The sequence below is a fragment of the Eikenella corrodens genome (assembly GCF_900187105.1).
Lineage (GTDB): Bacteria > Pseudomonadota > Gammaproteobacteria > Burkholderiales > Neisseriaceae > Eikenella > Eikenella corrodens.
The window spans coordinates 822037-843118 of sequence record NZ_LT906482.1 but is presented as its reverse complement, the minus strand read 5'-3'; the positions used below and the strand labels follow the sequence as shown (position 1 = coordinate 843118).

17 protein-coding genes, 2 tRNA genes and 1 pseudogene are annotated in these 21082 nt (G+C 58.7%); 11 read left to right on the top strand and 9 right to left on the bottom strand.

All coding sequences use genetic code 11. The annotated features are described in order from the left end of the window. Window positions 1-17: 17 nt before the first annotated feature. Window positions 18-2123 carry a polyribonucleotide nucleotidyltransferase gene (gene pnp, locus CKV94_RS04220; protein ID WP_003824754.1) on the bottom strand — a complete coding sequence of 702 codons (2106 nt, stop codon included), beginning with the start codon at window positions 2121-2123 and terminating at the stop codon, window positions 18-20. A 450-nt stretch (window positions 2124-2573) separates the two neighbouring features. Between pnp and yccS the strand changes: the two genes are divergently transcribed. After that, complete coding sequence (gene yccS, locus CKV94_RS04215; protein ID WP_003824752.1) at window positions 2574-4769, top strand: YccS family putative transporter; 2196 nt, start codon at window positions 2574-2576, stop codon at window positions 4767-4769. Window positions 4770-4929: 160 nt separating this feature from the next. Here the strand turns inward: yccS and dusA are convergent, their stop codons facing one another. The 6 genes and pseudogenes from dusA to CKV94_RS04185 form a co-directional block, all read right to left on the bottom strand. Next, window positions 4930-5931 carry a tRNA dihydrouridine(20/20a) synthase DusA gene (gene dusA / locus CKV94_RS04210; RefSeq protein WP_035581209.1) on the bottom strand — a complete coding sequence of 334 codons (1002 nt, stop codon included), beginning with the start codon at window positions 5929-5931 and terminating at the stop codon, window positions 4930-4932. 55 nt (window positions 5932-5986) lie between these two features. Beyond that, a tRNA-Lys gene (locus CKV94_RS04205) sits at window positions 5987-6062 on the bottom strand. Between the two features lie 2 nt (window positions 6063-6064). Then, window positions 6065-6140: transfer RNA gene (locus tag CKV94_RS04200), tRNA-Asn, on the bottom strand. Between the two features lie 238 nt (window positions 6141-6378). Then, window positions 6379-9624 (bottom strand): exodeoxyribonuclease V subunit gamma, encoded by a 3246-nt coding sequence (gene recC / locus CKV94_RS04195; protein WP_003824750.1) that lies wholly within the window; start codon window positions 9622-9624, stop codon window positions 6379-6381. 110 nt (window positions 9625-9734) lie between these two features. Further along, a pseudogene (locus tag CKV94_RS11345) lies at window positions 9735-9841 on the bottom strand (IS5/IS1182 family transposase); the annotation flags it as partial. Between the two features lie 171 nt (window positions 9842-10012). Then, on the bottom strand, window positions 10013-10222 hold the full coding sequence (locus tag CKV94_RS04185) for a hypothetical protein (RefSeq protein WP_003824749.1): 210 nt from the start codon (window positions 10220-10222) through the stop codon (window positions 10013-10015). A 36-nt stretch (window positions 10223-10258) separates the two neighbouring features. Here CKV94_RS04185 and tatA point away from each other — a divergent pair, with 36 nt between their 5' ends. From tatA to CKV94_RS04160, 5 genes are all read left to right on the top strand, one after another. Then, window positions 10259-10468 (top strand): Sec-independent protein translocase subunit TatA, encoded by a 210-nt coding sequence (gene tatA, locus CKV94_RS04180; RefSeq protein WP_035581206.1) that lies wholly within the window; start codon window positions 10259-10261, stop codon window positions 10466-10468. Between the two features lie 3 nt (window positions 10469-10471). Beyond that, window positions 10472-10948 (top strand): Sec-independent protein translocase protein TatB, encoded by a 477-nt coding sequence (tatB, locus tag CKV94_RS04175; protein WP_003824746.1) that lies wholly within the window; start codon window positions 10472-10474, stop codon window positions 10946-10948. Further along, window positions 10945-11694 carry a twin-arginine translocase subunit TatC gene (tatC, locus tag CKV94_RS04170; RefSeq protein WP_003824745.1) on the top strand — a complete coding sequence of 250 codons (750 nt, stop codon included), beginning with the start codon at window positions 10945-10947 and terminating at the stop codon, window positions 11692-11694. Before tatB ends, tatC begins: the two co-directional genes overlap by 4 nt. A 153-nt stretch (window positions 11695-11847) precedes the next feature. Then, window positions 11848-12195, top strand: coding sequence for a DUF2069 domain-containing protein (locus CKV94_RS04165; protein ID WP_371125766.1), 348 nt, complete (start codon window positions 11848-11850; stop codon window positions 12193-12195). Continuing rightward, the gene (locus CKV94_RS04160; RefSeq protein WP_003824743.1) at window positions 12192-14045 is read left to right on the top strand and encodes a PglL family O-oligosaccharyltransferase; all 1854 of its coding nucleotides are present in this window, start codon (window positions 12192-12194) and stop codon (window positions 14043-14045) included. The genes CKV94_RS04165 and CKV94_RS04160 overlap by 4 nt, the downstream gene beginning before the upstream one ends. Before the next feature lie 68 nt (window positions 14046-14113). On the opposite strand, the gene CKV94_RS04155 is transcribed toward CKV94_RS04160, so the two are convergent. Beyond that, the gene (locus CKV94_RS04155) at window positions 14114-14767 is read right to left on the bottom strand and encodes an IS1595 family transposase (RefSeq protein WP_095114596.1); all 654 of its coding nucleotides are present in this window, start codon (window positions 14765-14767) and stop codon (window positions 14114-14116) included. Window positions 14768-15068: 301 nt separating this feature from the next. On the opposite strand from CKV94_RS04155, the gene CKV94_RS04150 reads away from it, so the two are divergent. Then, a complete protein-coding gene (locus CKV94_RS04150) occupies window positions 15069-15746 on the top strand; it encodes a response regulator transcription factor (protein WP_003824739.1) in 678 nt (225 codons plus the stop codon). Here CKV94_RS04150 and CKV94_RS04145 read toward each other — a convergent pair. After that, window positions 15725-15931 (bottom strand): hypothetical protein, encoded by a 207-nt coding sequence (locus CKV94_RS04145; protein WP_003824738.1) that lies wholly within the window; start codon window positions 15929-15931, stop codon window positions 15725-15727. The genes CKV94_RS04150 and CKV94_RS04145 overlap by 22 nt on opposite strands. On the opposite strand from CKV94_RS04145, the gene CKV94_RS04140 reads away from it, so the two are divergent. From CKV94_RS04140 to CKV94_RS04125, 4 genes are all read left to right on the top strand, one after another. Then, window positions 15930-17369, top strand: coding sequence for a sensor histidine kinase (locus CKV94_RS04140; protein WP_003824737.1), 1440 nt, complete (start codon window positions 15930-15932; stop codon window positions 17367-17369). The two genes, CKV94_RS04145 and CKV94_RS04140, sit on opposite strands and share 2 nt — an antisense overlap. A 187-nt stretch (window positions 17370-17556) precedes the next feature. After that, window positions 17557-18807 (top strand): cell division protein ZipA C-terminal FtsZ-binding domain-containing protein, encoded by a 1251-nt coding sequence (locus tag CKV94_RS04135; protein ID WP_003824735.1) that lies wholly within the window; start codon window positions 17557-17559, stop codon window positions 18805-18807. Window positions 18808-18908: 101 nt separating this feature from the next. After that, window positions 18909-19991 carry an iron-sulfur cluster carrier protein ApbC gene (gene apbC / locus CKV94_RS04130; protein ID WP_003824733.1) on the top strand — a complete coding sequence of 361 codons (1083 nt, stop codon included), beginning with the start codon at window positions 18909-18911 and terminating at the stop codon, window positions 19989-19991. A 406-nt stretch (window positions 19992-20397) separates the two neighbouring features. After that, entirely contained in the window at window positions 20398-21048 is a 651-nt protein-coding gene (locus CKV94_RS04125) for an IS1595-like element ISEco1 family transposase (RefSeq protein ID WP_064103257.1), read from the top strand. The last annotated feature ends 34 nt before the right edge of the window (window positions 21049-21082 follow it).

Sequence of the window (21082 nt, the reverse complement as noted above, 5' to 3'; positions counted from 1 at the left end):
ATCTAATCATCCTGCGCTTATTGTTCGCGGGTTTGATCCAGCAGGGCTTTCATGGAAAGGCGAACGCGGCCGCGGTCGTCCACTTCCAGCGCTTTCACACGCACGTTTTGGCCGACTCTGAGGTAGTCGTTCACGTCTTTCACGCGCTCGTGGGCGATTTGGCTGATGTGTACCAGGCCGTCTTTTCCGGGCATCACGGATACGATGGCGCCAACGTTGTTGTCCAAAATCTTAATCACCACGCCGTTGTACACCTGGCCCACTTCCACTTCGGCCGTGATTTCTTCGATGCGTTTGCGGGCGGCTTCCACGGCTTCCACATTCACGGCGGCGATAGTAATGGTGCCGTCGTCTTCAATGTTGATTTCGGTGCCGGTTTCGGCGGTGAGGGCGCGGATGGTTTCGCCGCCTTTACCGATAACGTCGCGGATTTTGTCTTGGTTAATCTTCATGGTGAAGAGGCGCGGGGCGTGCTGCGAGAGCTCCTGCGGGCCGGCCACGGCGGCTTTCATCTGCTCAAGGATGTGCAGGCGGGCTTCTTTGGCCTGTGCCAGGGCGATCTGCATGATTTCTTTGGTGATACCTTGGATTTTGATATCCATCTGCAGGGCGGTGACGCCTTCAGTGGTACCGGCCACTTTGAAGTCCATGTCGCCGAGGTGGTCTTCGTCGCCCAAGATGTCGGTGAGCACGGCGAATTTGTTGCCTTCCAGAATCAAGCCCATGGCAATACCGGCCACATGGGCTTTGAGCGGCACGCCGGCGGAGAGCAGACTCAAGCAGCCGCCGCACACGGAGGCCATGGAAGAAGAGCCGTTGGATTCGGTGATTTCAGACACCACGCGCATGGTGTAGCTGAATTCTTCGGGCGAGGGCAGCACGCCGAGCAGGGCGCGTTTGGCCAGGCGGCCGTGGCCGATTTCGCGGCGTTTGGGCGCGCCCATGCGGCCGCATTCGCCGGTAGAATAGGGCGGGAAGTTGTAGTGCAGCATGAAGCGGTCGGTGTATTCGCCGCTCAAGGCATCAATAATTTGCTCGTCGCGCTGGGTACCGAGGGTGGCCACGGCCAGGGCTTGGGTTTCGCCGCGTGTGAAGAGGGCGGAGCCGTGGGTGCGCGGCAGTACGCCGGTTTGGATGTTGATGGGGCGCACGGTGCGGGTGTCGCGGCCGTCGATACGCGGCTGGCCGGCCAGAATCTGGCTGCGCACCACGTTGGCTTCCAAATGCTTGAAGATGCCTTTGATTTGGTTGGCGGCCAGGGTGTCGGTGTCTTCCGTAATCAGCGCGGCTTCCACGGCGGCCCAGGCTTCGTCCAGCTTGGCGGTGCGTGCCTGTTTTTGGCGGATTTTGAAGGCTTCGGCCACGGTTTGTCCGGCAATTTCCTGCACTTTGGCCACCAGAGCGGCATCGGTTTCGGGTGCTTTCCAGTCCCACACTTCGGGGTTGACCGCGTCGGCCAGCTCGTTGATGGCGCGGATAACGGCCTGCATTTCATTGTGGCCGTATACCACGGCGCCGAGCATCACGTCTTCGGGCAGGATTTGGGCTTCGGATTCCACCATCAGCACGGCTTGTGCAGTACCGGCCACCACCAAATCCAGCTGCGATTTGGCCAGCTGGGTTTTGGTCGGGTTCAGCACGTATTCGCCGTTCAGGTAGCCCACGCGGGCGGCACCGATGGGGCCGGCAAAAGGCACGCCGCTCAATACCAACGCGGCAGAGGCGCCGATCATGGCGGGAATGTCGGAATCGATTTCCGGATCAACCGATACCACCGTGGCCACGATTTGGATGTCGTGGAAGAAGCCTTCGGGGAACAGCGGGCGGATGGGGCGGTCGATCAGGCGGCTGGTGAGGATTTCTTTTTCGCTCTGTTTGCCTTCGCGCTTGAAGAAGCCGCCGGGGATTTTGCCTGCGGCATAGGTGCGCTCTAGATAATCCACGGTGAGCGGGAAGAAATCCTGCCCGGCTTTCACTTCTTTGTTAGCAGTAACAGCCACCAGCACCACGGTTTCGCCCATGGATACTTTCACCGCACCTGCAGCCTGGCGGGCGATTTCGCCGGTTTCGATGGTAACGGTGTGCTGGCCATATTGGAAGGATTTGACGTGTTTGTTAAACATTAGGATTCCTTTAGGAAAAGGCCGCTGCCGCTAAAACACTAAGCATAAGCCCGCACAGACGCAGGCGCATGGTTAGGGTTTCAGACAGGCAGGGCAGGTTGGAAATAAAACAAAGGTTTGAGGCTACCTGAAAGCGCAGCCCGAAACCGGCGCGCATTCTAACACGCTGCCGGAACGATTGCACCGTATATAGCTAAAAGCAATTATTTTTCTTGCCAAGCGACGAGTTGCACGCAGCGTGTAATACCGCAAGGTGAGGTAGAGCAGCATAAATAAAAAAGTGTTTGGGCTATCAATCAAGATAATCTGTTTTTCAGGTAGCCTCAACCATACAGGCTACCTGAAAGCGAGAGTTTCAATGAAGTTAAAATCCAAGCTTTTCTGTTAAGCCAAATCATCCGCCCTGCGCTAAAATACTGCCCTTTCCCACTCATCCTTTATTTATCCACCATGCCCCTTATCCCATCTCGGCTCAAATGGCTTTCCGCACGCGTGCTGGCCGCGCTGCCGATGCTGGTTAGCGTATGCATAGCCGTGCTGGCCGTTTGGTATTGGCAGAAGCCACTGATGTGTATGCCGCTGGTGCTCGGCGTGATTGCCGGCGGCTTGGTGGATTTAGACAACCGCCTCACCGGCCGCATCCAAAACCTGCTCTCCACCATTGCCGCCTTCAGCGTTTCCTCGCTTACCGTGCAGTTTACGTTCGGCCAGCCGCTGCTGTTTCTGCCCGCGATGACGCTGCTCACTTTCGTGTTTACCCTGTCCGGCGCCATCAGCCTGCGCTACCGCACCATCTCCTTTGGCACGCTGGTGGTGGCGCTCTATACCATCCTCACCATCAACCACAGCATGGTTTGGTATGCCAACACCCTGCTGATTTTGTGCGGCACGCTGCTCTACAGCGGCAACACCCTGCTGCTGCACCTCATTTTGCCGCACCGCCCCGTGCAAGACAGCATGGCCGCCGCCTATACCGAGCTCGCGGGCTATCTCGACATCAAAGCCCAATTCTTCGACCCCGACGACACCGACCAGATCGAGCAGCGGCAAATCGCGCTGGCCATGCAAAACGGCAAAGTAATCGCCGCCTTCAACCAAGTGCGCAGCGCCTTGTTTTACCGCATGCGCGGCCAGCACCGCCACCCGCGCACTGCCCGCATGCTGCACTACTACTTTGCCGCGCAAGACATCCACGAGCGCGCCAGCTCCAGCTACATCGGAGAATACCGCCGTTTTGTGGCCGAGCTCAGCCACAGCGACCTCATCTTCCGCATCCAGCGGCTGATCGAATGGCAGGCGCAGGCCTGCCGCGATGTGGCGCACAGCCTGCAACGCGGCAGCACGGTGCCGGACAATGCCAAGCTGGACAAACTGGCCGCAGGCATCCGCCGCTCGCTCCAGCACCACCAAGCCGCCCAAGCCGATAAGAGCCCGCGCAGCCTGCGCCGCCTCATCGACAACCTCTACGGTATCAACTACCAGCTCACCCACTTGGCCGGCGAGCAAGCGGAATACACCGAAGCCAGCGAGCAAACCCGCATCGTGCGCGAAGATGCCGGCAGCTGGCGCAGCCATCTCAATATCCTGCGCCGCCACCTCAGCTTCGAATCCGGCGTATTCCGCCACGCCGTGCGGCTTTCCATAGTGGTGTTCCTCTGCATCGCCCTGGTGGAAAGCCTCAAGCTGCCCATGGGCTATTGGGTGCTGCTCACCGCCGTATTCGTGTGCCAGCCCAACTATTCCGCCACCAAAAGCCGCCTCATTCAACGCGTGGTCGGCACGATGGCCGGTGTGGCCGTCGGCTCGCTACTGCCCTATTTCACTCCCTCGCTCGCCACCCAGCTGGCCGTGGTAGCTGCTTCCAGCACCCTGTTTTTTTTCTTCCGCACCAACAAATACAGCTATTCCACCTTCTTTATCACCATCCAAGCCATCACCAACCTCTACATCGCCGGCCTGCACGGCATCGACGCCCTGCCTTGGCGGCTGCTCGATACCATTGTCGGCTGCGCGCTGGCCTGGTGGGCCGTATCCATGCTCTGGCCGGATTGGCACTACCTTTCCCTCGCCCGCACCGCCCAACGTGCCCTCGCCGGCAACGCAGGCTACCTGAAAAGCATCACCGACCAGCTCCAGCAAGGCGGCCAGTGCGACGATGCCGCCTACCGCAGCGAACGCCGCCGCGCCCACGAACGCGCCGCCCAACTGAGCAGCACCCTTTCCGACATGTCCGGCGAGCCGAAAAAATACGCCGCGCACCTGCCCGGCGGTTTCACCCTGCTCAAAACCGTTTACGCCATCAACGGCTATATCTCCGCCCTCGGCGCCTACCGCAGCCACCTCAGCCCTGGCCAAATCGAGCCCGATTTCAATGCCGCCTTCGCCCGGGCCGCTAATGAAACCGCCCGCCTGCTCGAACAGCTGCCCAACCTGACCGAAGCCGAATTTCAGGTAGCCTACAGCGCCCTGCGCCAACAACTCACCGCCCTGCGCCCCGATGGCAGCGCCAGCCCCCACGCCCACACCCTCTGGCAGCAGCTTTCCTTGATTGCCAAACTCCTGCTCCCCGCCTACCAAGCCTTGCAAGACGTGGACGATACCCAAACCGAAGCGCAGGATGCGGCGGCAGTGGGCACCAGCGGCTAGGTGATGTTTGCACCCAAAGAGGCTACCTGAAAGCGTAAGCTTCAACGGAGTTAAAACCATGTCTTGGCGTAGCCAAGGCTGAGTTTCTGCGAAACTAAAACACGGTTGCTATTGGCGGCTGCGTTGCTAGATGGCTTTCAGGTAGCCTTTGTTTATGCAGTTAAACCCCGGCGGAAACCTTCTCCCACGCTTCCAAAATCAATTCGGGGCGGTTGCTTTGCAGCAAGGTGGCATCGGAGAGCATCTGCCGCCACACTCGGGCATGGTTGCGGCCATGCAGCAGCCCGAGGTAGTGGCGCAACATGTGGCGAATGGTGAGACCCGGGTCGGCGGCGAGCGAGCGCTGCATATAGCGGTAGAGCGTGTGAATAAGGGTGTTGAAATCGGTTTCAGGTAGCCTTTCGCCGTAAAACAGTCTGTCCCACGATTGCATCAGCATCGGGTTGTGGTAGGCCTCGCGGCCAATCATCACGCCGTCGACGTGTTGCAGGTGTTCGGCGATTTCAGTATTGGTTTTGATGCCGCCGTTGATGATGATTTCCAAATGGGGGAAATCCTGTTTGAGGCGGTAAACATAGTCGTATTTCAAGGGAGGCACATCGCGGTTTTCTTTGGGCGACAGGCCTTCCAGCCAGGCATTGCGGGCGTGGACGATATAGGTGCGGCAGGCAGTTTTGTCGGAGAGCGTGCCCACGAAATCGCATACGGTTTGGTATTCGGTTTGGCGGTCGATGCCGATGCGGTGTTTCACGGTTACGGCGCAATCGGGCGCGGCTTCCTGCATGGCGTTGAGGCAATCGGCCACCAAATCCACTTCGTTCATCAAGCAGGCGCCGAACGCGCCTTTTTGCACGCGCGGGCTGGGGCAGCCGCAGTTGAGGTTGATTTCGTCATAGCCCCAACCTGCCGCGATGGCGGCGGCCTTGGCCAAATCGGCCGGGTTGCTGCCGCCCAGCTGCAGGGCAACCGGGTTTTCGCTTTCGTCTTTGCCTAAAAAACGCTCGGCCTGTCCATGGATGATGGCGCCGGCATGAATCATTTCGGTGTAGAGCCAGGCATGGCGGCTGATTTGGCGTGCCATGTAGCGATAATGCCGGTCTGTCCAGTCCAACATCGGAGCAACAGATAAACGGCGGGCGGGGAGGGTTTGGCGAACGGGCATGATGGGCGGGGGATAAAGAAAAAGCCTAAACGGGATGTTTAGGCTTTTTAAAATTTGGTGGGTCGTGAGCGATTCGAACGCTCGACCAACGGATTAAAAGTCCGCTGCTCTACCGACTGAGCTAACGACCCTTTGGCTCCCCGAGCTGGGCTCGAACCAGCGACCTGCGGATTAACAGTCCGTCGCTCTACCGACTGAGCTATCGGGGAAAGGAAGCGCGCATTTTAGAGAGGAGGCGGGGAGTTGTCAATAGAAATTTGGCATAGATGAGGAAATTTTTTAACAGTTTGCGCGAAAATTTAAAAATACAATTTAAATACAGCGTATTAAATTATGGGGTAATTTGAAGCAAGGCTACCTGAAACTTGTTTGCAAGCCGAATGCGGCTAAGTAAATTTCAGGTAGCCTCTATTTTGGTGTGGTGTGTTCCCGGTGCAGCCCGCCTGTTTAACCAGCTTTTTTGCCTTTGCTCTCTTTGGGCGCGATGCATAAATGCAGCGGGGCGAGCAGCTCTAAAACGAGGCGGGCGAACAGGGGACTGTTAATTGGCTCGTCTTCATCACGGCCGTACACTTGGGCGACTTCGCGATCTTGGTTTTGGCCGGGGTAGTCGCGGCTATCGCGGTATTTACTGCGGGCAGCTTTGAGGGCTGCTTCAGGTAGCCCTTGGGCAGAGAGGTCTTTGGCGGTGCAGGCTTTGGCGGCGGCCAGGCTGGTGCGGGGGAAGAAGGGCAGCGGCTGTTGTTGGCCGAGCAGGTAGTAGTCGAGCCAGCGGGCAAGTTGCTCGGCGGCTTCCGTTTGCGGCAGCGGCGGCAGGGTTTGCGGGCTGTCGAGAGAGACGAGGTGGGTGGCTTGTGCTTTGGGGTGAACGGCGCAATACACCAGGTGTTGCAGCCACAGCCTAATTTCGGCGGGGGCTTTGAGTTCGGCGGCGTGGTAGAAGATTTGGCCGTGTTGGTGCAGGTGGGTGAGGCTGCCGACGAGGGTGTGGCCGCCGTACTCGAAACGGAAGGGGAAGTCGGGCTCGCGCGGGCTGGCGAGCAGTTCGGAATCGAGCTGCTTGGCGGCGGTGCGCTCGGGCTCTTGCAGGATTTCGCCGAGCAGGCCGGCGGGCAGGAGGCTGTCGGCCTGCAGTTTGGCTTCGGTTTGGGCGAAGTCTTCGCGGTGGCGTCGGGCGTCGAGGTAGCGCTGTTTCACTTCGTCGGTGTGTTCGATGGCGTAGGGCTCGGCAGAATCGGCAGGGCGGTCGGCATAGGGGCCTTTCCATTGCAGGGCACGGCGTAGCCAATGGCGCACGGGGTTGCTCCAGAAGTTTAGGAAACTGTCGAGCGATACGGTGGGTTCGCCTGCAGCTTCAGGCAGGGTATCGCCGATAAAGGGCGCGGCTTCGGCGGCGGGTTGGTTGAGGGCTTGGGCATAGTCTTGGCGGAGGCCGGATAGGCTACCTGAAAGCCCGTTTTCGCTAAGTTCGGCTGAACTTTCCCCATCCTGTTGCGGGACAAAGTAGCGGGTGGAAAAGGCTTGCAGGGGGTGTTGGCGCACGTGGGCGGCGGCGAAATCGGCGCTGCTTTGGCCGGCCATTTGCGCCAGCGTGTCGATGAGTTCGCTCAACAGCGGCGAGGGGGCTTGGGCTTCGTCTTTGAGGTGGTCGCGGCCGATGTAGGAAAGATAAAGGTGGCTGCGGGCGCTGAGCAGGGATTCGAGGAACAGGTAGCGGTCGTCGTCGCGGCGGGAACGGTCGCCGGATTGGGGGTGGCGGGCGATGAGGTCGAAGGCGGGGGCGGGGGTTTGGCGCGGGTATTTGCCGTCGTTCAGGCCGAGCAGGCACACGGTATCGAACGGCAGGCTGCGCATGGGCACCATGCTGCAGAAGGTGATGCCGCCGCGCAAAAAGGCGGCTTCGCTGCTTTGGCCGAAGAAGCGGCGCAGGTGCTGGCAGGCGTTGTCGGGCGGCAGGGCTGCGGTATAGCCCGCCAGCGCAGCTTCTTCCTGCCAGGCGGCCAAGGCCTGGCTGATTTGCTGCCAGGCGGCTTGGTCGGCTTCGTCGGGGGTGTCGCCCGCGGCATCGGCCAAGAGGGCGCGGAAACGTTCGATCCAGCCTTCGATGGATGCGGGGCTTTGCCAGCGGCGGTGGTGCTCGCGCAACTTGCCCAGCAGCACAAACCAGGCGGCCTGGGCAGGCTGGCGGGCAAAATCAGCCGGCCAGGGGTGCACTCCCTGCCACAACGTACCTTCGCCCTCGGGCAGCAGCCAGCCCAGCACGCTGCGTTCTGTGGCCTGCTGCCAAGTGAAGACTTTGCCGCTGCCGCTGTGCTCGGCGCGCATTTCGGCATCCGCGCCCCAATGCACGTTGAGTTCGGCCACGCTGCGGCGCAGGAATTCGGCATCGGTTTCATCAATCTGCCAATGGCGGCGCACCGCTTGGGCATCGAGCAGGGGCAGCAGGCGTTCGGTTTCGAATCGGCTCTGCATCAGGGCGATGAGCTGCTCGGCCAGCAGCATCAAAGGCTGGCTGCGGCTGAGGCGCACGTCGGCCACGGAATACGGCAGGGCGCGGCTGCCGGGCGCGGCTTCGCCGAACACGGCGTGAATGAAGGGCAGGTAGTCTTCAACGGCGGGGGTGAGCACGGCGATGTGGTGCGGCTGGAGCTCGGGGTTGTCCGCCAAACGGCGCAACAGGTGTTCTTTGAGGATTTGCAGCTCGCGCAGGGGGCTGTGGGCGGCTTGGATCACGATGCTGCCGTCCATCTGCGCGCTGCCTTTTTCAGGTAGCCTCAACAGCTGGATGTCGGCCTGCAGGTGTTGCAGCAGGCTGGGCGATTCGGACGGCGCGGGGAAGAGTTCCACCTGCTCCATGGCGCGGGTGCTCACGGCCAGGCGGTCGAAAAAGTCGCGCCCCTGTTTGCCCAGCGAGGAGAGCAGCGGGTGGCCGGCTTCTTCGGCTGCGGGTTCGGCCTGTGCGGCCAGCCGTTTCGGGCTTTGGATGTCGCCCCAGTATTGTTGGCTGGGGTTGACCGCAAACAGGTGCACATCGGTGTGTTCGGCCAAGGCCTGCAACAAATCCAGATACACCGGCGCCAGTGTGGAAATGCCGAACGCCAAATAACGCTGCGGCAGGCGCGCCGGATTCAGCGCGGCCAGCAGCCGTTCGTGCTGCGCGGCACGGTGGGCGACGGGGGTGTCGGCGGCGAGCGTGCGCCACAACGCGGCCTGCCAGGCTTCATCTGCGCCCAAGCCGTTGAGCTTGCCCTGCTCCCATTGCGCGAGCCAATGCGGGCGGTACACCAAATATTGGTCGAACACGTCTGCCAGCCGCCCCGCCAAATGATAGGCCGCCGCCGTGCTGCTTTTCAGGTAGCCCTGCAATACGGCCGGCAGAGCCGAATCGGCATTTTCCAACAGCGACAGCAGCCGCCAGCGCAACACTTCCGGCGCAAACGGGTTCAGGCGCGGCGCATCGGGCAGGAAGCGGCGCGTGAGCTGCCAGCTCAGGGCTGCAGGCAGGCTGAAATTCAAATTGGCCGCAATGCCGCTGCGCTCGGCTAAATAATGATTGAGATAACGGCGCATCCCCTGGCTCTGCACCACGATTTCTTCCGGCGCCAACACCGCTTTCAGCGGCGTAGTCCACATCAGCGCAACGGCGGTTTCGGCAAGGAATTCTAGGCGGTTGGAAGAATAAAGGTGGAGCATGGCGCGGGCGGGAGTAAGCAAGAAGAAGGAATTAGCATTATATAGCGAACGGCCGGGTTTGGCGGCGCGGCGGAAGGCTATCTGAAATGGCAACGATGGGCTTGGCGGGAATATAGTGAATTAAATTTAAACCAGTACAGCGTTGGCTCGCCTTGCCGTACTATCTGTACTGTCTGCGGCTCGTCGCCTTGTCCTGATTTAAATTTAATTCACTATACATGGCGGTGTAGCCAAGTCAGCTTTTGGGCTGCCACCCGTTTTCAGGTAGCCTCATTCAGATTGGCAGGATAAAACCGTTCCAACAGGATAACTTGCAGCCCGCCATCTTGCAGGCTAGCTGAAACCCCGTAGGAATAGGCTGGCTATCTGCCCGCAGCCCTAACAAGGGCTACCTGAAATTGGCATGGCATGGCTTGCCCAACACCCGCAGCTTGCTTACTGCTGCGCTGTCATCCCATCCGCTTGCCGCGCCGTTCTTTCGGTTTGCCGCGCCCGCTGTTACAATCGCGGCTGTTTGCAGATTGGCGGCGGGGCTGTTTAATTCGGCCGGAAACAACGTTTTGGCGAAACCTGCCTCGCCGGTTTCAGGTAGCCTCATGTGTGCTGCCGTTGAATGGATTGAAAGGAAAGAATGATGGGTATTTCTAGCGGCCTGCATTGGCTGGTGATTTTGATTGTGGTGGTGCTGATTTTCGGCACGAAGAAGCTGCGCAATGTGGGTAAAGACCTCGGCGGGGCGATTCACGATTTTAAAAAAGGCCTAAACGAAGGCAGCGAGGGCGAAAGCGAAACGGCGGCGCCCAAGCAGATTGTTGAGCATAAAGAAGAGAAGCCGGGCGAATAGGCGATGTTTGATTTCGCGTTCAGCGAGATGCTGCTGGCGGCACTGGTGGCGCTGGTAGTGCTCGGGCCGGAGCGGCTGCCGCAGGCGGCACGGGCTGCCGGACGGATGGCGGGCAAGCTCCAACGTTTGGCCGGCAGCCTGAAGGCGGAGCTGGCGCAGCATGCGGATATGGCGGATTTGCGCCGGATGCAGGAAACGCTGGCGGATACGGCCAGCGAGCTGCGCCAGGAAATGCAGCATCTGCGTTCGGCAGCCGCGCTGGATGTGCCGGCTTGGGAGCGTTTGCCGCCACAGCGCACGCCGGCGGATTTCGGCTTGGATGAAGACGGCCTGCCCGCCCTGCGGGATACGCCGACCGCGCCGGGCTTCCACACGCCCTCGCTGGGCCAGCGCTCGCGCGTGTGCCGGCGCAAGCTGCAGCCGCGCGTGCGGGTACGGCCGCGTTTGCGGGTGCGCAAACAGGCGGGAGGTGGCAGATGAACGCGCAGCCTTTGGTGGAACATTTGAAGGAATTGCGCCGCCGCCTGATGTGGGTGGCGGCGGTGTTGCTGCTGTGCCTGTTTGCGGCAGTGCCGTTTGCCAACCGGCTGTATGCGCTGGTGGCCAAGCCTTTGATGGCAAACCTGCCGCCGGGGGCGCATATGCAGGCGATTGATGTGATTGCGCCGGTGTTTGTGCCGCTGAAGGTGGCGCTGATGGCGGCGTTTTTGGTGTCGCTGCCGCATACGCTCTACCAGCTGTGGGCTTTCGTGGCGCCGGCGCTCTACCGGCACGAAAAACGGCTGGTGTTGCCGCTGTTGCTCTCAAGCGTGGGGCTGTTTTTTGCGGGGATGGCGTTTTGCTATTTTTTGGTGTTCCCGCTGGTGTTTAAAGTGTTTGCCTCGGCCACGCCGGAAGGGGTGAGCATGATGACGGACATCGACCGCTACCTTTCCTTCGTGTTGGGGATGTTTGTGGCCTTCGGTATGGCGTTTGAGCTGCCGGTGTTGGTGGTGCTGCTGTATCGGATGGGGGCGGTATCGCTCGCGGCGCTGAAAACGGCGCGGCCTTATGTGGTGGTGGCGGCATTTGTGGTGGCGGGGATTGTCACGCCGCCGGATGTGATTTCGCAGTTTCTGCTGGCGGTGCCGCTGATTGCGCTGTATGAGGCGGGTTTGCTGATGTGCCGGCTGTTTAAGCCGAATGCGGATACGGCGGAAACCACGGAAGCGGATGAGGCTACCTGAAAGCCTCAGCTTTAGCGCCGCCAAGCCCTTCGTTTGCATTTTCAGGTAGCCTTTCCATTGCGGCAGGCGGGTGTAAAACCTGCCTTTACTGGTTTCAGGTAGCCTCTTTATTCATTCAACCCGATTCTTTTTTAATTTGAACAAGCAATGCCGATTTCGCAATCTTTTGCCTACCGTGCGGCTGTGTGCAGCCTGTTTGCGCTGATTTTCCTTTCCCTGGCTTGGGAGCTGTGGCTGGCGCCGCTGCGCCCGGGCGGCTCTTGGCTGGCTTTGAAGGCGCTGCCTTTGTGCCTGCTGCTGCCGGGGGTGTTGCGGCGCAACAGGCAAACTTTCCTGCTGGGCGGGATGTTGGTGCTGTTTTATGCGGCGGAGGCGGTGGTGCGGCTGTTTGACGCGCAGCCGGCGAGCCGGGTTTGTGCGGCGGCGGCTTTGGCCTTGGGGGTGTTGTTTTTTGTGTCGTGCCTGATGTTTATGCGAGCAGGCAAACGGGAGCGGGCATGATGTGGGAACGGTTGAAAGAAAGCTGGGTGGTGTGGCTGGGCATGGCGCTGATGGCGGTGGTGCCGTTTTTGTCGTCTTGGCGCACGGGGCCGCAGGGGGGCTGGTTTATTGAGAGCGGCTCGCTGCTGTTTGCCGCTTTGTTTGCATTGCTCACGCTGTGGCGCAATCCGGCGCGCGCGCGGCTGCCGGGGGCGATGGTGTTTTTTGTGCTGTTGGCGGGATTTTGGCTGGTGCAGGCGCGGATTTTGCGGCTGCCGTATCCGGAAATGTCGGATTTGACGGCGGCGGTGTTTTGCGTGATGGCGCTGCTGGCTTGGGCTTGTCGGCTTCAGGTAGCCCGGCTGGGGCAAGACAGGGTGGTGGAGATTTTTGCCTGGGCGCTGCTTTGCGGGGCGGTGTTGCAGGGCTTGGTGTGTGTGTTTCAGTTTATCGGCCACACGTCTTGGCTGCCGGGAATGATGCGCGCGCCGCAGAAGTATTTTGTGTTCGGCCAAGTGGGGCAGCGTAATCATTTGGGGCACTACATGATGTGGGGTGTGCTCGCGCTGGGCTACCTGTGGAGCAGGCGGCGGCTGCCGGGGCTGATTGCTTTGGCGCTGGCGGTGTTTTTGCTGCAGGTAATCGGGGTGATTACTTCGCGTACGATTATGGTGTATGTGGGGGCGTTGCTGCTGCTGGTGCCGCTGCTGTATGTGTTGGGCGGCCGCCCGCTGCGCCGTTGGTGCGCGCTGACGGGGCTGTTGGTTTTGGGTGTGCTGGCGGCGCAGTTGATTATGCCTTGGCTGGTGGATACGTGGCTGGCTCCTGATGTGCAATCTTCGGGCGTGGGGCGTTTGGTGTCGGGCGATGCGGCCAGCCCGGGGCGTGCTTCGGAATGGGCGAAGGCGTGGACGGTGTTTACCGAGCATCCGTGGCTGGGCGTGGGCTGGCAGGGCTATGCGCACGAAAGTTTCGCACTGGCCATGCGCGGTTCGGCGTTTCGCAATTATGATGTGGGCGTGTTGTTCACCCACAGCCACAACAGTATGCTGGAAATCTTGGCCGAGATGGGCGTGGTGGGCGCCATCTTGGTGTTCGGCGGCTGGCTGGCGGTGGCCAAGGGCTACCTGAAAAAGGGATTAGGCGCGTCTTCGGCGCTGATGCTGGCTCTGATGACCGTGTCGTTGTGCCACAGCCTGCTGGAGTATCCGCTGTGGTATGTGTATTTCCTCACGCCGTTTGCCGTGATGATGAGCCTCACCCCGGCCAAAGCGCCCGGCTGGTATATCGTGCAGGCAGGCAAGTGGCCGCAACGTTTCGGCATGGCCTTTGCCGCGCTGGCGGCCGCCATCATTGTGCAATACGGCTTTGCCTACCATCGCCTGGTGTTCGCCTATGCCAATCCCACCGAAAGCTATCCGCAATACAAACAGGTGGATACTCTGCGCGAGCTGGAAAGCAAACACTATTTCCTCAAATACTACGCACAGATGGGCTTGATCCGCAAAGTGGATTGGTTGCGCCCGCTGCCCGAGTGGGGTCGTGATGCCGCCCTGCGCGCCAGCCTGTTCCGCCCCTATGCCAACACCGCCGTGCGCGCCTTCTATTTGGAGCAAGACGGCCGCCCGCGCGAAGCTACCGATTGGCTGGTGAACATGGGCCGCTACTACCCCAAACAAATGCCCGGCCTGCTCAGCACCGCCGCCGCTTTCCGTGCCGCGCCCGAAGTGGTGCAGCCCCTGCGCGAGCAGTGCCGGCTGTATGTGCAAACCATGCCCCAGGCCGCCGGCAACCTCACCTGCGGCAACGCTTCCGCCCCTGCCAACAACAGCGGCAGCCGCCCGGCTTCACGCAGCGGCAGCGGGGTTTGACGAGAGATGAGGCTACCTGAAAGTGAAGCGGCAACCCAATTAAAACAAGGGGCTGACGTAGATTAGCCCTAAATTCCACACCACTCCCGCAGGATTTTAAGCTGTTGGGACGGTGTGCCGAAGTTAAACCGAAATTCGCATTCTTTCAAGAACAGCGGGAAGGATTTGCGATCGATTCCGTTATATTTACGTAAGACGCGTTTTGCCTGATTCCAAAAATTCTCAATGCCGTTAATGTGGTTCTGGCGGTCTGCAAATTCCTTGGAATGGTTGATGCGGTGATGGATGAAACCGCTCACGTCCAACTTGTCGTAGCTGCTCAGACTATCGGTATAAACAATGCTGTCCGGCATGATTTTCTTTTTGATGACAGGGAGTAACGTTTCAGACTTGGCATTATCCACGACAACAGTATAGACCCGTCCGTTGCGTTTCAAAATGCCAAAGACAACCACTTTTCCTGCAGCACCGCGACCACGTCTGCCTTTACGCCGTCCGCCGAAATAGCTTTCGTCTAACTCGACGGGGCCATTGAAAACCTCATCGGTAGCCAAGGCCAAATGATGGCTGATGACCATACGGATTTTGCGGTAGAACAGAATGGCGGAGTTGGGCTGAATGTCTAAAATATCGGCAGCGGAACGGGCGGTAACTTGGAGTACAAAAAATTCAAGTAGTTTCTTTTGAACTCTCTTGCTTAATTTACAATTGGTTATCTGCATTTTTGTAGACTAGCATGACTGCTAATCTACGTCAGCCCCTAAAACAAAGCGCCATTTGTTGCTGGGCTTAAACAAGCATAACATCCGTGATATCCCGCCCGGCTTACGCAAAGATACGCAAAAGAATTTGGCTTGTTCGCCTGTATCAGGCAAAGTGTTAAGACGCTTGAAATTCAACAGCCAACCAGCCTAATCCCGGCTACGAAGCTTGAAAAATCACGTTGGTTGGCCAAATTGCCGGGCAGTTCCCGGCGGCAAAATTTCCGTGCTGCAACGGCACATAAAATACTAAGGAGTAAGCATGAACCGTGTTTTATTGGTAGACGACGACGCCCTGCTCACCGAACTCTTAACCGAATACCTGAGCGCCGAAGGGCTGGAAGTCAGCAGCGTGCCGGACGGCGAAGCCGGCGTGAACGAAATCCTCAACGGCAACTACAACGTGGTGGTGCTGGATTCCATGATGCCCAAACTGAGCGGGCTGGATGTGCTCAAAACCGTGCGCCAGCAGAGCAAAATCCCCATCATCATGCTTACTGCCAAAGGCGACGACATCGACCGCATCATCGGCTTGGAAATGGGCGCTGACGACTATGTGCCCAAGCCCTGCCAGCCGCGCGAACTCTTAGCGCGCATCAACGCCATCCTGCGCCGCACCCGCCTGGCCGAGCCGGACAACAACACGCCCAATGTGATTTCCGTGAGCGACGTTACCCTCTATCCGGCCAAGCGCCAAGCCACCATCAACGAAGCCCCTCTGGAGCTCACCAGCACCGAATTCAACCTGTTGGAAGTGCTGATGCGCCATGCCGGCCAGGTGGTGAACAAAGAAACCCTTTCGCTCGAAGCGCTCGACCGCAAGCTGGCTAAGTTCGACCGCAGCATCGATGTGCACATTTCCAGCATCCGCCACAAACTGGGTGATGCCTCGCTCATCCAAACTGTGCGCGGCCTGGGTTATCTGTTTGTGAAAAACTGATATTTTGATTTTAACTTTATTGAAGCTTGCGCTTTCAGGTAGCCTGCATCAAACAGGATAAAGGCTACCTGAAAATACCGCTTCTTCATTTGCACTATCCACCCAACGGCCGCCGCCAAGCCTAAACCGACTGACGGCGGCATTGTTTTGTGGCCGGGCAAACCTTCCCGCCAAAGCATATTCATGAAACTGTTCCAGCGGATTTTCCTCACCTTCTTCTTCGTCATCATCGCCGCCATTTTTGTGGCCAGCTTCTCCTTCTGGCTGGTGCAAGACAGAGTGGCCGAAAGCCGTTTCAAACAGCAGCGCGCCTTCGAAACCGGCCTGCTGAATAGCACCGTTACCGTGTTTCAAACCCGCGGCCTATCCGGCGTGCGCGAAACCCTGCAAGACTGGAACAACACCCCCACGTTCGACAACATCCTCGTGATTTCCGGCGACAGCAAAGCCGATATTTTCCAGCGCCAGGTCGAGCCCGCACGCATCCTGGCCGCCCGCAAATTCGCCGCCGAATACCCCAACACCCGCGCCGTGCGCGTAGCCTACGACCCATTGGGCGAAGAATACATCTTCATGCTGGCCGATTGGGACAAACAGCAGCCCACCCGCCTGCCGTCCCCGCTGATGATTCCCGGCGTGGAAATGGCGCCGGTGTGGCACGAGCTCATCATCCTCAGCTTCATCATCATCGTCGGCCTGCTCCTGGCCTACATCCTTGCCCGCAATATTTCCCAACCGATTCGCACCTTAGAGCGCGGCATGAGCCGCCTGGCCGAAGGCGACCTCGAAACCCGTATTTCCCACCAGCTGCTCGGCCGGCGCGACGAGCTGGCCAAACTCGCTGTCCAGTTCGACCACATGGCCGGCCGCTTGCAAAAACTGGTGGAGCGCGAACGCCACCTACTGCATCACGTTTCGCACGAAATGCGCTCCCCGCTGGCGCGTATGCAGGCTCTGCTCGCCCTGCTGCAAGTGCAGCCGCACAAACAGGAGCAAAACATCAAGCGCCTCGAATCCGAGCTCACCCGCATGGATAAACTCGTGGGCGAGCTGCTCACCCTTTCCCGATTGGAAACCGCCAACGTGGAAATGGAAAAAGACCCGCTCAAGCTCGTGCCCTTCTTGGAAAACTTGGTGGAAGACTGCCGCGCCATCGCCGTGCAGAACAATCAGCAAATCGATTTTGCCTACGCCCCGGCCGATGCCGATGCCACCGTTTCCGCCAACGAGGGCTACCTCTACCGCGCTTTCGACAACGTATTGCGCAATGCCATGGCCTACAGCCCCGAAGGCAGCAAAATCCACGTCCGCCTCTCCGGCCACAAACACCATTGGCACATCGACATTGCCGACAACGGCCCGGGCGTGGACGAACGCCAGCTGCCGCACATCTTCACCGCCTTCTACCGCGCCGACAGCGGTGCGCACAAACCCGGCACCGGCCTTGGCCTGGCCATTGCCCGCCATGTGATCGGCAAACACAACGGCCGCATCAGCGCCGCCAATGTGCAGCCTAACGGCCTGAACATCCACTTCGAGTTGCCCGAGCTCACCGCCAAACAGCAGAAGCTGGAAGAAAAAGAACGCGAAGAAAAAGAGCGTGGGCAGGATGAAGGCAAATAATCCGAACCGTTGCCGCAGCGGGAACGCGTATTTTTCAGGTAGCCTTATTTCCGTCAGCGCTCCAATAATCGTTCAAATCAAACCGAGCCAACACAATATGGCCGGGTTTGCAACGGCCGTCTATGGGAAAGAAAGCCTTTTCGCTATATAATTCCGCTGTTTCGACAGCTCCCCTTCGGAAGTATCAATGAGCACCAACACCATTCTGATTATTGCCATCCTTATTTTCGCCCCCGTGTTCGGCGTATTGCTGTACAACACCTATCAGGAAAAGAAATACCGCGATTCCATCCGCGCCCAATTCGGCCATGCCGATAAGGACGCGCTGATGGAAAGCCACACCCATTCCGTGCGCGACGGCCAGCAGCAAGCTCCCGCTGCCGAAGCAGAGGCTGCCCCGCGCCTGCAGCCGGCCTTTGTTAAATTCAGCCGCTCAAGCGAGCCCGCCGGCGAAACCCCTGTTACCGAAACACCGGCCGCAGCCGACAGCGCCCCTGCCGAGCCGGTATTGCAGGCCGAGCCCGCCGCCGAAGCTCCTGCATTCAACTTTCAGCCCGTGCCGGCTGCCGCGCCTTCGCAAACCCAAGAGCCGGCCAAGCGCAAGCTGCTGCTTGATTTGCAGGATTTGGCCAAACAACAGCTGCCCTGGTTCGACAGCCGCTTCGACTACCTCTGCTACATTTCCCTGAAAGAGCCGCAGGAATTGCACGCCATGCCGCGCCTCTCCAGCCGCCACCGCTTCCGCATCGCCGGCTGCACCATGGACGACCGCTTCCAAATCGCCGAGCCGATTCCCAGCGTGTACTACCAAGGCTTTGTGATCGGCCTGCAAGCCATCAGCCGCAACGGCCTGGCCAGCATTGCTGATTTGGAACAATTCGGCGAACAGGCCAACGCCTTTGCCGAGAAAATGGACGGCGGCCTGCTGCTCACCGACATCGACACCTTCCTCTCCATCGCCCGCCCGCTGGACGATCTGTGCGCCCGCGTGGATCAAACCATCGCCATCCATTTGGTGTCCCGCAACAACGTGAGCGGCGTGGAATTGCGCAACGCCATAGAACGCCAAGGCTTCGAGCTTTCCCACGACGGCATGTTCTACCTGAACGACGCCAAAGGCGAGCCGCTGTTTGCCATCTCCACCCTCGACAACAGCGCCTTCACCGCCACCCTGCTCTCCACCCAAAATTATCGCGGCATCAGCATGCTGTTCGATGCCCCGCACATTCCCGACGGCGAGAAAAACTTCAATCGCTTCATGGATATCGCCGTGAAGCTATCCAGCATGCTCGGCCTGGATTTGGTCAACGACAAGCTCGAAGAGCTTTCCACCCAATGGCTGAAAGAAATCCGCAGCTATGTGGTGGCGCGGCAAGACGAGATGAAACGGGTGGGCATCGAGCCTGGCAGCGAGCTGGCCAAACGGCTGTTCTCGTAGCCGACCCGCTAGAACACCAACCAAACAGGCTACCTGAAACGGCATTTCCCGTTTTCAGGTAGCCTGTTTCCCTAATCCACACACACCTCAAGGAAAACATCATGCACAACGATAACACCCTGCGCGCCGCTGTCGAGGCCGTCGCCATACCCAACAGCAGCCTTACCGTCGGCAGCAGCCATGCCCTGCAAGCCATCGAGCAAACCGCCGGCGGCCTGCAAATCGAACTCTGCTTCGGCTTTCCCGTCGGCCATATTGCCGATCAGCTCAAGCAAAATATCGCCGCCGCGTTGGCTCAAGCCGGTTACACCCAAAATATGCAAACCAGCATCCGCAGCGAAATCACCACCCGCAAAGTCCAGCCCGGCGTGCGCACCATCAATGGCGTGAAAAACATCATCGCCGTCGCTTCCGGCAAAGGCGGCGTGGGCAAATCCACCACCGCCGCCAACCTCGCCGTGGCGCTGCACAACATGGGCGCGCGCGTGGGTATCCTCGATGCCGACCTCTACGGCCCCAGTCAGCCCACCATGCTCGGCGTGCCTGAGCGCAAACCCCAGCAGGAAAACAAACATTTCATCCCCGTGCGCTCGGCCGAAGGCATCCAAGTGATGTCTATCGGCTTTCTGGTCGATACCGACCAAGCCGTGGTGTGGCGCGGCCCCATGGTGAGCCAGGCCCTGCAGCAGCTGCTGTTTCAAAGCGAATGGGATAATGTGGATTACCTGTTTGTCGACCTGCCGCCCGGCACCGGCGATATCCAGCTCACCCTGTCGCAGAAAATCCCCGTTACCGGCGCCATCGTGGTGACCACCCCGCAAGACATCGCCCTGATCGACGCACGCAAAGCCGTGGACATGTTCGGCAAAGTCAACATCCCCATTTTCGGCGTGCTGGAAAACATGTCGGTGCACATTTGCAGCCATTGCGGCCACCACGAGCCTATTTTCGGCCAAGACGGCGGCAAGGCGCTGGCCGAACGCCTCGGCGTGCCGCTGCTGGGCCAGCTGCCCTTGAGCCTGCCCGTGCGCGAAGCCATGGATAGCGGCAGCGCCGCCCAAATGCAGGCCGCCCACCCCGCCATCGCCCAAATCTACACCGAAGCCGCCTGGCAAACCGCCCTGGCCGTGGCCGCCAAAGGCAAAGACTTCAGCAACCGCTTCCCGCAGATTGTGGTGGAATAAACAGCATGGCTGGAATGCAAAAAGGCTACCTGAAATCGTTTATCTGCGGTTTCAGGTAGCCTTTGGTTATCTGTTAATTGTTGTTCCGGCTAGTCGGATAGATTAATTATCCACAAGTTTTAATCGGTTACTTCAAGCGGATAACACACAAGCAGCCCGTAGGCTGCTCATGTGTGATTAACGCATCACGCGTTCAGTTTGTGATAGCGCGCTCGCTCTGTGCTGTCGCCATCCCAAGGGAAGTATGCACAGTTATCTTAATTACATACAAGCAGATAAACTTTTTCTACCATAGACTCTGGCGAGATGGGATTATATTGGATTTGATATGGTGCATGGTGCAATGAATAAACTAAGGGGCTGTCCTAGATAACCAGGAATATTCAAAATTGATTAAAATATTCCTATGAGAAAAAGTCGCCTCAGCCAGCCCGTTCAAAACAAACTGATCGAATTGTTCGTTGCAGGAGCAACCGCCCGTACTGCCGCCGAATTGGCCGGAGTCAATAAAAACACCGCTGCCTACTACTTTCACCGTTTACGCTTGCTTATCTTTAATCGTTGCGAACACTTGGAAATGTTTGATGGCGAAGTAGAAGCAGATGAAAGCTATTTTGGCGGCTGCCGCAAAGGCAAACGCGGTCGCGGAGCAGCCGGAAAAGTGGTGGTATTCGGACTGTTGAAGCGTAACGGTAAGGTTTACACCGTTACCGTGGCCAATACTCAGTCGGCTACCCTGCTGCCGATTATCCGGGAGAAGGTAAGGCCGGACAGTGTGGTCTATACTGATTGCCACAGTGCCTACAATGTATTGGATGTTAGCGAGTTTAACCACTTGCGCATCAATCACCGCACCTGTTTTGCAGACAGGCAAAACCACATTAACGGGATTGAGAACTTCTGGAGTCAGGCCAAACGCCATTTGCGTAAATTCAACGGCATTCCGAAAAAGCATTTCGAACTGTATTTGAAAGAGTGCGAATGGCGATTTAACAACAATGAAATGAAATCTCAAATTGCCATGTTAAAACAAATGGTAAAAGATAGTCTAACCTAGTTATCTAGGACAGCCCCTAAACTAATCCATACCG